Raw genomic sequence first — 14456 nt, forward strand, 5'->3', positions numbered from 1 at the left:
TGGACAGTCAGGCCGTGGACATCGTTCCCGAGGCGCGTGAGGAGGGCGATATGCCCGCCAGTCGCTGGTCGTCCCTCCGTCGGACGTGGCGCCAGCACCGCCGTCGCATCGTTCTTGCCGTTGTCGGCCTCGTGCTTCTGCCCTACGCGCTGATTGCGCTCTACCTCATCGACTTCATTCGCCCGGTCTCGACGCTGATGCTGCGCGACCTCGTGCTGCTGCGCGGCTACGATCGGCAGTGGGTCGAGTTCGACCAGATCGCACCGGTGCTGGTGCAATCGGTGATGATGTCCGAGGATGGCCAGTTCTGCATCCACGACGGCGTCGACTGGGGCCAGATGCGCGGTGTGGTCGAAGACGCGCTCGAGGGGGAATCGACGCGCGGCGCCAGCACCATCCCGATGCAGACGGTGAAGAACCTGTTTCTCTGGAACGGCCGCTCCTTCGTTCGCAAGGCGATGGAATTGCCGCTTGCGATCGTCGCCGACTTCGTCTGGAGCAAGCGCCGAATGATGGAGATCTATCTGAACGTAGCCGAATGGGGCGATGGCATCTACGGCATCGAAGCGGCTGCCCGTCATCATTTCGGTGTTTCCGCCGCCAAGCTTTCGAGACGCCAGGCGGCCCTGCTCGCAGTGTCGCTGCCCAACCCTAGAGAGCGCAACGCCGGCAAACCGGGGCGCGGACTGAAGCGCCTGGCATCGCTGATCGAGCGCCGGGCCAGCCGGTCGGGCGAATACATCACCTGCCTTTATGATTGAGATGACGTCTATTCATTGGTCCTGATGTTCGCCGTGGCTTAAACGTCGCGGTAGAAAGCACAGGAGGCCCAATCATGGACAAGCTCGTCCTTTACGTCGGCAACAAGAACTATTCGTCCTGGTCGCTGCGGCCGTGGCTGGCGCTCGAAGCCGCCGGCATCGCCTTCGAAGACATCGTCATTCCGTTCGATTTTGCTGCCGGAAACCCCAAGCTGCGGGAAATTTCGCCGACCGGTCGCGTGCCGCTGCTCGAACACGGCGGCGTCAAGATCTGGGAATCGCTGGCGATCATCGAATATGTCGCCGAACTCTTTCCGGAAGCGGGACTATGGCCGGCCGGCAAGCAGGACCGAGCGCGGGCACGCAGCTATGCCTGCGAGATGCTCTCCGGCTTTCGCGCCTTGCGCGGCGCCTGCCCGATGAACATCCGCCGAAAGAAGCAGGCGCTCGCAGTCTCCGATGAGGTGCGCGCCGATGTTGCGCGGATCGAAACGATCTGGGCGGAGGCGCTTGCGCGCTCCGGCGGGCCGTTCCTGTTCGGGACGTTTACGGCCGTCGATGCAATGTACGCGCCTGTGGTTAACCGGTTCGACGTCTACAATCTCGTTAGCGAGCCTACGACTTTGGGGTATATGGAACGGATAAAGGCGCATCCGGCGTTCCGGAAATGGGAAGCGGCCGCACGAGCGGAACCGTGGATCGTTGCCGAGGACGAAGTCTGATTCGAATTCCTCGGACGAGGAGTCGAAAAATTGCGCTCGGGGACTGGTCAAGCGGCAGTTCGCCATGTATAAGCGCGCCAAATTTCCGTGATTAACATCTGTTTTATACGGCCATTTCGGCTGCTGAACAGTGTTTTGCCCGATAAGTGGAGAATGAAATGGCTGTACCTAAAAGAAAAACGAGCCCGTCCAAGCGTGGCATGCGCCGTTCTGCCGACGCCCTGAAGACGCCGACCTACATCGAAGACAAGAACTCCGGTGAACTGCGTCGCCCGCACCACATCGACCTGAAGACCGGCATGTACCGTGGTCGCCAGGTTCTGACCCCGAAGGAAAGCGCATAAGCGCTGACATTGGCGGACCGAGTTAAAGGGCTGGCTTTGCCAGCCCTTTTCTTTTGCAGGGCCTGACACCGTCTCGACGGAGAGGTTGGGTTATACCGATACCGGTTGGTTCTGCAGCGCCGCGCGCCCGTTCAGACGGGCAAAGGTCGCTGTGGCACGTTGATCTGCTGCAGCAGGCGAGCTGGTGATCTCGGGCGTCACGGGGCGCATGGCGATCACGCATCGAAGAGGGAGCGCATTTTTCCATGCTTGCCGCCATTCCATTGCTGATCCTGCCGTTTGCCATCTACAACCTTGCCATGCTCGGCCTCTTCGGCGGCACGGCCGGGCTTGATGCCGGCGTGATGTCGCTGTCGATGCTCTCCGGCGCCACATGGGCCATGAGCTTCGGCGACCTCCTGATCGTCGTGGCCCTGCTTCTGCTTTTCGTTGAAATTCTGAAAGCGACCCGGACCGGCACGCGGGCGCTGATGGACCATCTGCTGTCGATGGTGCTGTTCATCGCGTTTCTGGTCGAATTCCTGCTGGTTGCGCCCGCGGCCACCCAGATCTTCTTCATCCTGATGACGATCAGCTTCATCGACGTCATCGCCGTGTCGATGCGCTCGGCCGGCCGGGATGTCTCGATCGGTCTTTGAAGTGGACTGAGGAGCGTTCACGCCGCGCCTCTTATGAGGATCGCGGCGTTGTCGCGACTGGCTTAACCGAGATTGTCGAGTTTGGTCTGAAGGGCGCGCAATTGCTCCTTCAGTTCGTCAATATCCTTGGCTTCAGCCTTCTTGGTTTCCTTGACCGGAGGCGAAGCGATGAACGGCGAAAACATCTGCATCGCCTGATGGAACATCTCGGTGTTGCGACGAACCTGTTCTTCGACCAGTTGCAACGGGGCCTGCAGGTTCTTGCCAAGCGGCGTGTCGCCGAAGGCCTTGTTGATCTGCTCGCGCATCTGCACCTGTTGCTCGGTAAAGGCCTGCATGGAGTGCTCGAGATAGCTCGGTACGACCATCTGCATCTGGTCGCCATAGAACGAAATCAACTGCCGCAGGAAGGAGATCGGCAGCAGCGTGTTGCCGGTCTTGGATTCCTGCTCGAAGATGATCTGCGTCAGGACAGAATGGGTGATGTCTTCGCCTGATTTGGCGTCCTGCACGGTAAATTCGTCGCCCTTTTTCACCATCACTGCCAGGTCGTCGAGCGTGACGTAGGTGCTGGTCCCGGTGTTGTAGAGCCGCCGGTTCGCATATTTCTTGATTACGATCTGGCCGTCGTTCTTCGCCATCAGGCTCTCCTCATTACCCGCGGTCCGTCTTTTTCTACTTTTCAGAGTATCCGCAAACGAACGCCCCTGACAATGTCTTTGTGCGATGCGACGACGCAAGTGCGAAATCTCACAGTCGGCGCGACATGACGGTTTTGCGGCGGTGCATCAAGGCGTTTGACTTGCGCTCCGCGCTTTGCCAGTCTGCTGGCTGACCCGCCAAGAAAAGCTGAGGAAACGTCCCCATGAGCAATCCCTCCATCGTGATCGCCAGCGCGGCACGCACCGCCGTCGGATCCTTCAACGGCGCCTTCGGCAACACGCCGGCCCATGAGCTTGGCGCCGCCGTCATCAAGGCGGTGCTCGAACGCGCCGGCGTCGAGGCGAGCGAGGTCGACGAGGTGATCCTCGGGCAGGTGCTGCAGGCCGGCGAAGGCCAGAACCCGGCCCGCCAGGCCGCGATGAAGGCGGGCATTCCGCCGGAAAAAACCGCCTGGGGCATGAACCAGCTTTGCGGCTCCGGCCTGCGCGCCGTCGCACTCGGCATGCAGCAGATTGCCAATGGCGATGCCGATATCATCATTGCCGGCGGCATGGAATCGATGTCGATGGCGCCGCACTGCTCGCACCTGCGTGGTGGCGTGAAGATGGGCGACTTCAAGATGATCGACACGATGATCAAGGATGGCCTGACGGATGCCTTCTACGGCTACCACATGGGCATCACCGCGGAGAATGTCGCGCGCCAGTGGCAGCTCACCCGCGAAGAGCAGGACCAGTTCGCGCTCGCCTCGCAGAACAAGGCCGAGGCCGCGCAGAAGGCCGGCCGCTTCGCCGACGAGATCGTTCCCTTCGTGGTCAAGGGCCGCAAGGGCGACGTGGTCGTCGACCAGGACGAATACATCCGTCATGGCGCCACGCTCGACCAGATGACCAAGCTGCGCCCGGCTTTCGACAAGGAAGGAACGGTGACCGCCGCGAACGCGTCGGGCCTCAACGACGGTGCCGCCGCCACCCTGCTGATGACCGAAGCCGAGGCCGCCAAGCGCGGTATCAAGCCGCTCGCGCGCATCGTTTCCTGGGCAACGGCCGGCGTCGATCCGCAGGTGATGGGCACGGGCCCGATCCCGGCTTCGCGCAAGGCGCTGGAGAAGGCCGGCTGGGCAATCGGCGACGTCGAGCTCGTCGAAGCCAACGAAGCCTTCGCGGCACAGGCCTGCGCGGTCAACAAGGACCTCGGCTGGGATCCGTCGATCGTCAACGTCAACGGTGGTGCGATTGCGATCGGCCACCCGATCGGCGCGTCTGGCGCCCGTGTTCTCAACACGCTGCTGTTCGAGATGAAGCGCCGCGGGGTTTCCAAGGGGCTGGCGACCCTGTGCATCGGCGGCGGTATGGGCGTCGCCATGTGCGTCGAGCGCCTCTGACCGGCCCGGCCTCATGCGTCATGTCAGCGGATTGATCCTGTCAGTCCTGTTCGTCGCTTCTTCGACGGCGCATGCGCGTGCGACATCGTCGCCGTTCGAACAGGCCAGGGTGGTCCAGTGCATGCTGGACCACACGTCGGCCGATGACGAAACCGTTTTCAAGAACCTGATTGTCGCTGCCCTCAACGACGAGAGCGACAGCGTCAAATCGCATATCGTTCAGGTGAGCAGCATCATGATGAACCTCGCGCTGACGAAGTGCGAGGTCGGAATGTCCATGCTTGCCGATCCGCAGTTTCAGGCCGCGGCGAAGATCTACGGTCAGCACCTGGGCGAAAAATTGATGAAGAAGGCCTTTGATAAACTGAATTAATCACGTGGGAGGCGAACATGAGCAGGGTAGCATTGGTTACGGGCGGGTCACGCGGCATTGGCGCTGCGATTTCCATCGCGCTAAAGACTGCAGGATACAAGGTTGCTGCCAACTACGCCGGCAATGACGAGAAGGCAGAGGCCTTCAAGGCGGAGACCGGCATTCCGGTCTACAAATGGGACGTCTCCAACTATCAGTCCTGCGTCGAGGGCATCGCGAAGGTCGAAGGAGACCTCGGACCGGTCGAGGTGCTCGTCAACAACGCCGGCATCACCCGAGACGCCATGTTTCACAAGATGACGCCGGAACAATGGGGCGAGGTGATTAACACCAACCTGACCGGCCTGTTCAATATGACCCACCCGGTCTGGACCGGCATGCGCGACCGCAGCTTCGGGCGGGTGATCAACATTTCGTCGATCAATGGCCAGAAGGGCCAGATGGGACAGGCGAACTATTCCGCCGCCAAGGCCGGTGATCTCGGCTTTACCAAGGCGCTCTCCCAGGAAGGCGCTGCCAAGGGCATCACCGTCAACGCGATCTGCCCGGGTTACATCGGCACGGAAATGGTGCGGGCGATCCCGGAAAAGGTCCTCAACGAACGGATCATTCCGCAGATCCCCGTCGGTCGCCTCGGCGAGCCGGAGGAGATCGCGCGCTGCGTGGTTTTCCTCGCATCCGACGATGCCGGTTTCATCACGGGTTCGACGATCTCTGCCAACGGCGGTCAGTTTTTCGTCTGATCCGCACGGTCGCTCACAGTTTCGACGGCGCTCCGACAGGGCGCCGTTTTGTTTTTCAGCGGCTACCGCATGCGACGATGGAAGGTTAACGGCACACAGGAATTCCATCCGAGATCGGGAGAAAATCGGTCCTTGGCCTGTTGCTCGCCCTGGCCATGGATACTATATCTTGTGGAGAACAAAAATCGAACACTGGGATGTCAGCGATTCGTCGCCGATTCGTTCCGGCTTTGGTCGATGTGTTAACGCAGCGATTCCCATTCCCTGAATCCGATGAATGCGTCGGATTCTTCAGTTAAAATTTCCTAAACTTTCCAGAGTCTTGGATTCCGAATCCTTTGCCCCTCTTAACGCTTCGGCAATACAGATTAACGCCTGCCACACGCTCGGCACATCCTATTGGCGAGGTGATTCAGCATCTGGTGCGACGTTGGCAGTTGAAATCTATATGTAGCCGTGAACATACAGTGAATCGACTGGAGTCAGCGATTCGTCGCCGATTCGTTCCGTGGCTGTTCCGAACCTTAATTTCGCCCGTCCAGATATGGTGGTGCGGGCGAGCGTCGGTTTGCCGGGAAACTGTTTTAGTTGCCTGCGCCCCTTGCGTTTGCTGCGGTGCGTGGGCATGTGTTTGCCGCCGGCGCGTAAAGGCGCCTCTTTATGTTTCTGACTGCCCGGGATCGATGACGTGTCCGTTCACCCCATGATCCTGAGCGGCCGCGGTGTCACCGCGGTGCTCGGGCCAACCAATACCGGCAAGACGCATTATGCGATCGAGCGCATGATCGCGCACGACAGCGGCGTCATCGGGCTGCCGCTGCGCCTCTTGGCGCGCGAGGTCTATACACGCCTGGTCGAAAAGGTCGGTCATCACAACGTCGCGCTGATCACCGGCGAGGAAAAGATCACCCCGCACCGCGCCCGCTATTCGGTCTGCACCGTCGAGGCGATGCCGCGCGAGACGACGGCGTCCTTCGTCGCGATCGACGAAGTGCAGCTTGCCGGCGATCTCGAGCGTGGCCACATCTTCACCGACCGGCTGCTCTATCTGCGCGGTCGCGGCGAGACGTTGCTGCTCGGGGCTGCAACGATGCGGCCGATCCTCGAGCAGCTGTTGCCGGGCATCACCGTCGTCGAGCGCCCGCGCATGTCGCAACTGCTCTATGCCGGGTCGAAGAAGATCACCCGCCTGCCGCCTCGCACGGCGATCGTCGCCTTTTCGGCCGACGAGGTCTATGCGATCGCCGAGCTGATCCGCCGCCAGCGCGGCGGTGCTGCCGTCGTGCTCGGGGCGCTGTCGCCGCGCACGCGCAACGCCCAGGTCGCGCTCTACCAGGAAGGCGACGTCGAATTTCTGGTGGCGACCGATGCGATCGGCATGGGCCTGAACCTCGATGTCGACCATGTCGCCTTTGCGCAGGACCGCAAGTTCGACGGCTACCAGTTCCGAAACCTCAATCCGGCCGAGCTGGCGCAGATCGCCGGACGCGCCGGGCGGCATCTGCGCGATGGTACCTTTGGCGTCACCGGCCGGGTCGATCCGTTCGACAACGAACTGGTGCACCGCATCGAGGCGCATGAATTCGATCCGCTCAAGGTGCTGCAATGGCGCACCAAGGCTTTCGATTATGCGTCGCTTGCCGCCCTGAAGCGCAGCCTGGACGCCGCGCCGACAATTCCGGGGCTTGCGCGCGCACTACCTGCGGTGGATCAGCAGGCGCTCGAACATTTGTCCCGCTATCCCGAAGTGATGGATCTCGCGACCACACCGGACCGTGTGGAGAAATTGTGGGAAGTCTGCGCATTGCCGGATTATCGCCGCATTACACCGGCTCAACACGCCGATCTGATCTCCACGATCTACATCGATGTTGTCCGTCGGGGTGCCGTGAACGAGGATTTCATGGCAGAACAGGTCCGACGTGCGGATTTTACCGATGGCGAGATCGACACACTTTCGGCGCGAATCGCGCAGATCAGAACTTGGACCTATGTGTCGAACCGGCCCGGATGGCTTGCCGATCCGACACACTGGCAAGAAAAGACGCGGGAAATTGAAGATCGATTGTCCGACGCACTACATGAACGGTTGACGAAACGCTTTGTTGATCGCAGGACATCTGTGCTCATGAAGCGCCTGAGAGAGAATGCTATGCTGGAAGCTGAAATCAGTGTGAATGGTGACGTCTTCGTTGAAGGCCATCACGTAGGACAACTAACCGGTTTCCGGTTTACGCTGGCGACCGGCGGAGACGGACCGGACGCCAAGGCTGTGCAGGGTGCTGCGCAGAAGGCGCTGGCGCTCGAGTTCGAAGCGCGTGCGGCGCGTCTGCACGCCTCCGGCAATGGCGACCTTGCGCTGTCGTCCGACGGCCTCGTGCGTTGGCTCGGCGATCCCGTGGCGCGGCTGACCGCCAGCGACCACGTCATGCGTCCGCGCGTCATCCTGCTTGCCGATGAGCAGCTGCAGGCCAATGCGCGCGAGCATGTCGTCGCCCGTATCGAGCGCTTCGTGAACCATCATATCGGCACGGTGCTGAAGCCGCTCGACGATATCTCGCGCGCCGAGGATCTCGAAGGCCTTGCCAAGGGGCTGGCCTTCCAGCTCGTCGAAAATCTCGGTGTGCTGTTCCGCCGCGACGTCGCCGAAGAGGTGAAGTCGCTGGATCAGGACGGTCGCGCTTCGATCCGCAAGTACGGTGTCCGCTTCGGCGCCTACCACATCTTCCTGCCCGCTCTGTTGAAGCCGGCTCCGGCCGAGCTGATCACCCTGCTCTGGGCGTTGAAGAACGACGGCCTCGACAAGGCCGGCTACGGCGATCTGATCCCGATGCTGGCCGCAGGCCGCACGTCGGTTGTCACCGATCCCTCGTTCGAGCGCACCTTCTACAAGCTTGCAGGCTTCCGTTTCCTCGGCAAACGCGCCGTTCGCATCGACATCCTCGAGCGCCTGGCGGATCTCATCCGTCCGTTGCTGCAGTGGAAGCCGGGGGCGCAGCCGCGTCCGGAAGGGGCCTATGACGGCCGTCGCTTTACCGCGACGACCTCCATGCTCTCCATTCTAGGCGCGACGCCTGACGACATGGAAGAAATCCTCAAGGGTCTTGGCTATCGCGCCGACAGCGTGAAGGCCGAAGACGCAGCCGCGTTCCTGGCAGGCCAGGGCGGCGCTGTCGCCACTGCCGCCACTCAGGTCGAGCCGGTTGCCGAAGCGGCCGCCGATCACGACGATGCGGATGCAAGTGCCGACGCCGAGCCTGCGGCCGAAGCAGAGGCATCTGCCTCTGCCGAGCCTGCGGCCGTCGAAGGCGAAGCGGTTGCTGCTCAGGCGCCTGCGGAAGAGGGTGCCGAGGCTGTCGAAGCCAAGCCGGTACTCCTCTGGCGTCCCGGCACCCGCCAGGACAACCAACGCCAAGGTGGCCGTCCTCAGGGCGATCAGCGCCGTGGTGGCGGTCCGCGTCAGGGCCAAGGCCAGGGTCAAGGACACGGCCAGGGCGAGGGACGCGAAGGCGGCCGCAAGGGCGGTGCGCCTGCCCGCGGCAAACGCCACGACGGCAAGCCCGAGGGTGGCCAGCGGCAGGATCGCCACGATCGTCACGATCGCGGCGGCAAGCCCAATGCGGCCAAGTTCGAGGCCCGCCCGCCGCGCAAGGAGAAGCCGATCGATCCGGATTCGCCCTTTGCCAAGCTTGCTGCTCTCAAGGAGCAGATGAAGAAGTAGGACTGCCATGGAGAAACAGTCAGCGTCCAACCCGGCATCGCGCCAGCGTCTCGACAAATGGCTGTTCTTCACGCGTCTGATGAAGTCCCGCTCGCTCGCCCAGAAGGCGATCGAGTCGGGGCATGTCACTGTCAACGACGAACGGGTCAAACAATCCGCCTTCCAGGTGAAGGCTGGAGATGTGCTCGCCCTGTCTCTTGAGCGGCGCGACGTGATCGTGCGCGTGCTTCTGCCCGGTGAACGACGAGGTCCTTACGAGCAGGCGCGGCTTCTCTACGAGGACCTGACGCCGGCGCAGCCGCGGGAAAAGCTGTCGGCTTTCGACCTCGCGACGCGCGAACCCGGGGCCGGGCGCCCCACCAAGAAAGAGCGGCGCGAAATCGATCGGCTGAAGCCCGGTTTCAATCCGCTCGACGATTAGAAAACTCTGCCTTCAGCGCGGCGTTTCGCGCATTGAATATTCTTGCAAAGGGTCCATAAAGCCTTTACCTGACAACCCACGTTGGGTGCATTGGTTCTGCTTCGGCAGCTATGCGCGCCGGACATTCCTAGCATGCGCGGACATGAGCATCACCATTGATTGCCGTCTGCCATCAAACGTGAGCATTGGCTGGAGTACCTCATGACGTATGTCGTGACCGACAATTGCATTCGCTGCAAGTACATGGATTGCGTTGAAGTCTGCCCGGTGGACTGCTTCTACGAAGGCGAGAACTTTCTCGTCATTCATCCCGACGAATGCATCGATTGCGGCGTCTGCGAGCCGGAATGTCCTGCCGAGGCGATCAAGCCGGATACCGAGCCGGGCCTTGATATGTGGTTGAAAGTGAACGCTGATTTTGCCACCAAATGGCCGAACGTCACCATCAAGCGCGATGCGATGCCGGAAGCCAAGGAAATGGACGGGGTCGAAGGCAAGTACGAGAAGTACTTCTCCGCCGAACCAGGCCAGGGCGACTGAGGCGTCCGGTTCCGGTCCGTTCATCGGGGCGGACGGAACCAAGACGGCCCCGGCGTCAAATCTGGGGAAAATCGAGCTCCGCCCTCGCAGATGCGAGAATGGCGGCTTGATGGCTGCCATGCAGCAAATTATTGATTTCCGCAGTTTTTTGTGATAGGGTCCTTCTACTGATCCACAGAGGGTGTTTTTGCGCGCCCGAAAACCTCACGAAAGCAAACGATCTCCACAGCGCGGCTTTTCCAGATACGCACCGTTGCGTTTCTCTATTGTGACCGCGTTTGATGGGATTGTTTGCGTTTCTTTGGACGGACCAGGATGGACCCACCCGGCGGTACCTCCGTCATCCCGGGCCTCACTGACCCGGCCCCGGCCAACAATGGCCGGGTGCGAAACAGGGAGTTTTTGAAACGAATGACGACCCAGCAGAAAAAATCTTCGACACGCCACGGCTTCAAGACCGGTGAATCGATTGTCTATCCGGCCCATGGCGTCGGACAGATTGTTGCTATCGAGGAGCAGGAAGTTGCCGGCATGAAGCTTGAGCTTTTTGTCATCGATTTCGAAAAGGACAAGATGCGCCTGAAGGTGCCGGTCGCCAAGGCCGTCAGCATCGGCATGCGCAAGCTCTCGGAGACCGATTTCGTCGATCGCGCGTTGAAGGTTGTGCAGGGCAAGGCTCGCGTGAAGCGGACCATGTGGTCGCGCCGCGCACAGGAATACGATGCCAAGATCAACTCCGGCGATCTGATCTCGATCGCAGAGGTTGTGCGCGATCTCTACCGCGCGGAAAACCAGCCGGAACAGTCCTATTCCGAACGCCAGCTCTATGAAGCTGCGCTCGACCGCATGGCGCGCGAAATCGCGGCCGTGAACAAGATGTCCGAGACGGAGGCGGTTCGCCTCGTCGAAGCCAATCTTAACAAGGGTCCGAAGCGCGGCAAGGCGATCGAAGAAGACGACGCACAGGACGAGGCAGCTTAAAGAGCGCCAGCCCTTTCCACCACGACAAGACAAAGCCCGGCCATCGCGCCGGGCTTTTTCGTTCTCAGCGTTTTTTGCTCGCAGCTTTCTTGTCCGGCCGAGGGAACTTTTTGCGTCGACGCGCATTTACCGAAGCCGGCAGGGATGCGCCGCCTTCCTGCCGGGGCGATCTGGGTTCCGTGATCTTCTGTCAGAATTCAGCTTCGTAGTTTGGAAGTAGGGCGCCTCACCGTTTCTTCAAGTTTCGGTGTCGTCGCACCAGCCGCCGCCGGCGCCGGTCGGGTTTCCCCGTCCGGCCCTTGGACTTCACCCGTTAGCGGCGTCCAGGCGCCCGCCATGGAGCGATCGATGAGGACTCTCACAGCAGACAGGCGCATGATCAAGATTGCGATGGAGGCACCTTATCTCGAGCGTGAAGAAGAGCACGCATTGGCAAAGGCCTGGCGCAACGATCACGATCAGGACGCCCGCAACAAGATCGCCATGTCGCATATGCGGCTGGTCATCTCCATGGCGGCAAAGTTCCGCAATTTCGGACTGCCGATGGGCGACCTCGTCCAGGAGGGGCATATAGGCCTGCTCGAGGCCGCCGCGCGCTTCGAGCCAAGCCGTGAGGTCCGTTTCTCGACCTATGCCACCTGGTGGATCCGCGCCTCGATGCAGGATTACGTGCTGCGCAACTGGTCGATCGTTCGCGGCGGCACCAGTTCGGCGCAAAAGGCACTGTTCTTCAATCTTCGTCGGCTGCGCGCGCGGCTGGCGCAAGGCGATCGCCAGCTCACATCGCAGGCTATGCATGAGGAAATCGCCGCAGCGCTCGGGGTCAGCATTGCCGACGTCCAGACCATGGATGCCCGCCTGTCCGGCAGCGATACGTCATTGCAGGCACCCGTCGGTGGCCCGGATTCCGATGGTGGAGAGCGCCTCGACTTTCTCGCAAGCGACGCACCTCTGCCTGACGAACAGGTGAGCGACATGATCGATGGCGAGCGTGCCCGCATCTGGCTGCATGACGCCTTGGGCGCACTGACCGAGCGTGAGATGAGGATCATCCGCGCGCGGCGCCTGTCGGAAGAGGGGGCCACGCTGGAAGAACTCGGTCTCGACCTCGGCATATCCAAGGAGCGGGTCCGCCAGATCGAGACGCGGGCGCTCGAAAAGCTGCGGGCGGCACTCGCAACCAAAGCCCCGGCGCTGACATCCGTCGTGCACTGAGGCACTTCCGGAAATTCTCCAGGCTGCCCTCGGTCAGAGACGGATGGCGCATGAGAGGCAAGGCTCGTGATTGCGGCTGGACGCGAACGCGTAAAGGCAGTTTGCGCAGGTCAAATGCATCTTGACGGCAAAGACATGGGACGGCGTCGAACCTGAGATGGGTGCGGCGCCGTCTGCGTCTATTCGGAAATGATCTTGACCCGATCGCCCGGCTTGATCGTCGAGGTGACCTGCATGGCGTTGATCAGCCGGAACAGATCGAGCTTGCGGTCGGTGCCCATCATCCGGGCCGCCAGCGTGGCGATCGTCTCTCCAGGCTTGACCACGGCAACGCGGATGCGCAGCGGCTTCAGCGACTGGGTTTCAGCTGGTGTCATCTTGCGGAACGACGTGCGCAGCTGGTTGGCCGTCGGCTCCAGCGCGCGCGATCCCTTCGGAACGGCGGTCAGGAAGCGGTAGATGCGATTGTCGATGCGCACCACGGTCACGTCGAAATCCCAGCGATCGGCGGACGCTCGTGCCGTTGCGGCCTCAAGGCCGTTGACGCTGATCGGGCGGATGGTGTCGGGCTGCAGGCCTGTTACCCAGCCGCTGGCGATGTAGTCCGTCAGGCTCTTGCGGGCCGTGTCGGCAATACCGTCGAAGCGGACCGCCACGTCGCCGGGGCCTGTCGCCAGGACAGCCTCCGCCTTGTTGTCGATCTGGAAGCCGGGCGGCACATCGAAGCGGATGCCGAGCTGCCCGTGCATGAAGGTCTGCCCGCGGACATAGCCTTCCTGCGGGCTGTCGCCGTAAAGCAAACCGTCGATGCCGGCGAGATAATAATCGCGCCCGCGGTCACCGCTGGTGCCCTCGGCGCCAAAGGCGCGCGCGTGCCGGCGTGCGAGATCGACGCGCTGCGGCGCGTTCGGGTGGCTCGAGAGGAAGTCGAGGCTCTGGTCGGCTTCCGGATCAACGGCGGAGAAGCGGCTGTAGGCGGCCATCGAATCGAGGAAGCGCGCCGCCGCATAGGGGTCGTAGCCGGCTTCTCCGAGCATGCGCACGCCGATGACGTCGGCCTGGAGCTCCTGGTTGCGAGAGAAGGCGGCGAGCCGCAGCTTGCCGCGCGCCAGCGCCTGCTTGCCGGCGAGATCCGAGGACAGCACTTCGGAGACGACGCGGCTGGCGATGACTTCCGCCTCCTCACGTTGCTGGCGCTCGATGCCGTGATTGGCGGTGACGTGCGCCATTTCATGCGACAGCACGGCTGCAACTTCGGACGCGTCATTGGCGAGTGCTAGCAGGCCGCGGGTGACATAGAGATAGCCGCCGGGCAGCGCAAAGGCATTGATCGCCGGGGAATTGAGAATGGTGATGCGATAGGACTGCTGCGGATTTTCCGAGACGGCCGTCAGCGCGCCGGCGATGCGGGCGACAAGCCGCTCGGTCTTTGCGTCCTTGTACTCCCCACCGTAGCTGGCGACGATGCGCGGGTGCTCGCGCGCGCCGAGCTGGGCACGGGGGTCGTTCTTCTGGACTTCGTCGACGATCTGCGGATTGGAGGACGGCGATACGGTCGGCTCATAGGTCTGCTCGATCACCGACTGGCAGGCGGAAAGCAGCGTTGTCGCAAGCAATGCAACCACAGCACGTGTCCGGAGGCCTCCGCGCCTGGGCGGGAACCGGTCGTTTCTGACTGTATGACTTTCCATGCCGCAGCCCGTTTCCCGTCCAACGCCACTCCACCTTGGGAACTCGGTGGCGTTGAAAATCTTACTTTTTCAGCCGGATAGGTCCGATCCGGCACGCGTATTCCAGCCCAGGTCTTGCTGTATCTATTTCAGCGCCACCTGCCTAGTTTACCCCCACAGAAATAGTTGCCCCGTGGTATCACGGCAACGGATGCGCGAATATTCGCACCTTGTGCGCCGGATAACCCGCGCGTCGCATGGCGCGGCGGTCAAATTGTGG

General features: G+C 61.8%; 14 protein-coding genes. 12 read left to right on the forward strand and 2 right to left on the reverse strand.

The annotated features are described in order from the left end of the window. Positions 1-14 precede the first annotated feature (14 nt). The 4 genes from mtgA (at position 15) to BLJAPNOD_RS03600 (ending at position 2465) form a co-directional block, all read left to right on the forward strand. Positions 15-761 carry a monofunctional biosynthetic peptidoglycan transglycosylase gene (gene mtgA / locus BLJAPNOD_RS03585; RefSeq protein WP_077500951.1) on the forward strand — a complete coding sequence of 249 codons (747 nt, stop codon included), beginning with the start codon at positions 15-17 and terminating at the stop codon, positions 759-761. 74 nt (positions 762-835) lie between these two features. After that, the gene (locus BLJAPNOD_RS03590; protein ID WP_115418935.1) at positions 836-1483 is read left to right on the forward strand and encodes a glutathione S-transferase family protein; all 648 of its coding nucleotides are present in this window, start codon (positions 836-838) and stop codon (positions 1481-1483) included. 158 nt (positions 1484-1641) lie between these two features. After that, on the forward strand, positions 1642-1827 hold the full coding sequence (gene rpmF, locus BLJAPNOD_RS03595; RefSeq protein WP_025425225.1) for a 50S ribosomal protein L32: 186 nt from the start codon (positions 1642-1644) through the stop codon (positions 1825-1827). Positions 1828-2072: 245 nt separating this feature from the next. Next, positions 2073-2465 (forward strand): hypothetical protein, encoded by a 393-nt coding sequence (locus tag BLJAPNOD_RS03600; protein ID WP_115418936.1) that lies wholly within the window; start codon positions 2073-2075, stop codon positions 2463-2465. Positions 2466-2527: 62 nt separating this feature from the next. Here the strand turns inward: BLJAPNOD_RS03600 and phaR are convergent, their stop codons facing one another. Next, the gene (phaR, locus tag BLJAPNOD_RS03605; protein ID WP_077500885.1) at positions 2528-3106 is read right to left on the reverse strand and encodes a polyhydroxyalkanoate synthesis repressor PhaR; all 579 of its coding nucleotides are present in this window, start codon (positions 3104-3106) and stop codon (positions 2528-2530) included. Positions 3107-3330: 224 nt separating this feature from the next. Between phaR and BLJAPNOD_RS03610 the strand changes: the two genes are divergently transcribed. The 8 genes from BLJAPNOD_RS03610 to BLJAPNOD_RS03645 all read left to right on the forward strand — a co-directional run bounded on the left by BLJAPNOD_RS03610 (position 3331) and on the right by BLJAPNOD_RS03645 (position 12506). Beyond that, the gene (locus BLJAPNOD_RS03610) at positions 3331-4512 is read left to right on the forward strand and encodes an acetyl-CoA C-acetyltransferase (protein WP_077500884.1); all 1182 of its coding nucleotides are present in this window, start codon (positions 3331-3333) and stop codon (positions 4510-4512) included. A 13-nt stretch (positions 4513-4525) separates the two neighbouring features. Then, complete coding sequence (locus tag BLJAPNOD_RS03615; RefSeq protein ID WP_115418937.1) at positions 4526-4885, forward strand: hypothetical protein; 360 nt, start codon at positions 4526-4528, stop codon at positions 4883-4885. Positions 4886-4902: 17 nt separating this feature from the next. Then, entirely contained in the window at positions 4903-5628 is a 726-nt protein-coding gene (locus BLJAPNOD_RS03620; RefSeq protein ID WP_115418938.1) for a beta-ketoacyl-ACP reductase, read from the forward strand. A 688-nt stretch (positions 5629-6316) separates the two neighbouring features. After that, positions 6317-9349: a DEAD/DEAH box helicase gene (locus BLJAPNOD_RS03625; protein WP_115418939.1), complete on the forward strand. Its 3033-nt coding sequence runs from the start codon at positions 6317-6319 to the stop codon at positions 9347-9349. A gap of 7 nt (positions 9350-9356) precedes the next feature. Next, on the forward strand, positions 9357-9770 hold the full coding sequence (locus BLJAPNOD_RS03630) for an RNA-binding S4 domain-containing protein (protein WP_115418940.1): 414 nt from the start codon (positions 9357-9359) through the stop codon (positions 9768-9770). 201 nt (positions 9771-9971) lie between these two features. Beyond that, positions 9972-10310: a ferredoxin FdxA gene (gene fdxA / locus BLJAPNOD_RS03635; RefSeq protein WP_025425217.1), complete on the forward strand. Its 339-nt coding sequence runs from the start codon at positions 9972-9974 to the stop codon at positions 10308-10310. Between the two features lie 411 nt (positions 10311-10721). After that, positions 10722-11291 carry a CarD family transcriptional regulator gene (locus tag BLJAPNOD_RS03640; protein ID WP_025425216.1) on the forward strand — a complete coding sequence of 190 codons (570 nt, stop codon included), beginning with the start codon at positions 10722-10724 and terminating at the stop codon, positions 11289-11291. 348 nt (positions 11292-11639) lie between these two features. Beyond that, a complete protein-coding gene (locus tag BLJAPNOD_RS03645) occupies positions 11640-12506 on the forward strand; it encodes an RNA polymerase factor sigma-32 (RefSeq protein ID WP_077500879.1) in 867 nt (288 codons plus the stop codon). 179 nt (positions 12507-12685) lie between these two features. Here BLJAPNOD_RS03645 and BLJAPNOD_RS03650 read toward each other — a convergent pair whose 3' ends face one another. Next, complete coding sequence (locus tag BLJAPNOD_RS03650) at positions 12686-14197, reverse strand: M48 family metalloprotease (protein WP_077500878.1); 1512 nt, start codon at positions 14195-14197, stop codon at positions 12686-12688. Positions 14198-14456: the final 259 nt, after the last annotated feature.

Origin of the sequence: Ensifer sp. M14 (assembly GCF_003355565.1) — a bacterium.
Taxonomy (GTDB): Bacteria; Pseudomonadota; Alphaproteobacteria; order Rhizobiales; family Rhizobiaceae; genus Ensifer.

Bases quoted from the DNA above. Each gene is read 5' to 3' on its own strand.
- BLJAPNOD_RS03590 (WP_115418935.1), top strand. From the start codon at position 836: ATGGACAAGCTCGTCCTTTACGTCGGCAACAAGAACTATTCGTCCTGG.
- rpmF (WP_025425225.1), top strand. From the start codon at position 1,642: ATGGCTGTACCTAAAAGAAAAACGAGCCCGTCCAAGCGTGGCATGCGC.
- BLJAPNOD_RS03600 (WP_115418936.1), top strand. From the start codon at position 2,073: ATGCTTGCCGCCATTCCATTGCTGATCCTGCCGTTTGCCATCTACAAC.
- phaR (WP_077500885.1), bottom strand. From the start codon at position 3,106: ATGGCGAAGAACGACGGCCAGATCGTAATCAAGAAATATGCGAACCGG.
- BLJAPNOD_RS03610 (WP_077500884.1), top strand. From the start codon at position 3,331: ATGAGCAATCCCTCCATCGTGATCGCCAGCGCGGCACGCACCGCCGTC.
- BLJAPNOD_RS03615 (WP_115418937.1), top strand. From the start codon at position 4,526: ATGCGTCATGTCAGCGGATTGATCCTGTCAGTCCTGTTCGTCGCTTCT.
- BLJAPNOD_RS03620 (WP_115418938.1), top strand. From the start codon at position 4,903: ATGAGCAGGGTAGCATTGGTTACGGGCGGGTCACGCGGCATTGGCGCT.
- BLJAPNOD_RS03630 (WP_115418940.1), top strand. From the start codon at position 9,357: ATGGAGAAACAGTCAGCGTCCAACCCGGCATCGCGCCAGCGTCTCGAC.
- fdxA (WP_025425217.1), top strand. From the start codon at position 9,972: ATGACGTATGTCGTGACCGACAATTGCATTCGCTGCAAGTACATGGAT.
- BLJAPNOD_RS03640 (WP_025425216.1), top strand. From the start codon at position 10,722: ATGACGACCCAGCAGAAAAAATCTTCGACACGCCACGGCTTCAAGACC.
- BLJAPNOD_RS03645 (WP_077500879.1), top strand. From the start codon at position 11,640: ATGAGGACTCTCACAGCAGACAGGCGCATGATCAAGATTGCGATGGAG.
- BLJAPNOD_RS03650 (WP_077500878.1), bottom strand. From the start codon at position 14,197: ATGGAAAGTCATACAGTCAGAAACGACCGGTTCCCGCCCAGGCGCGGA.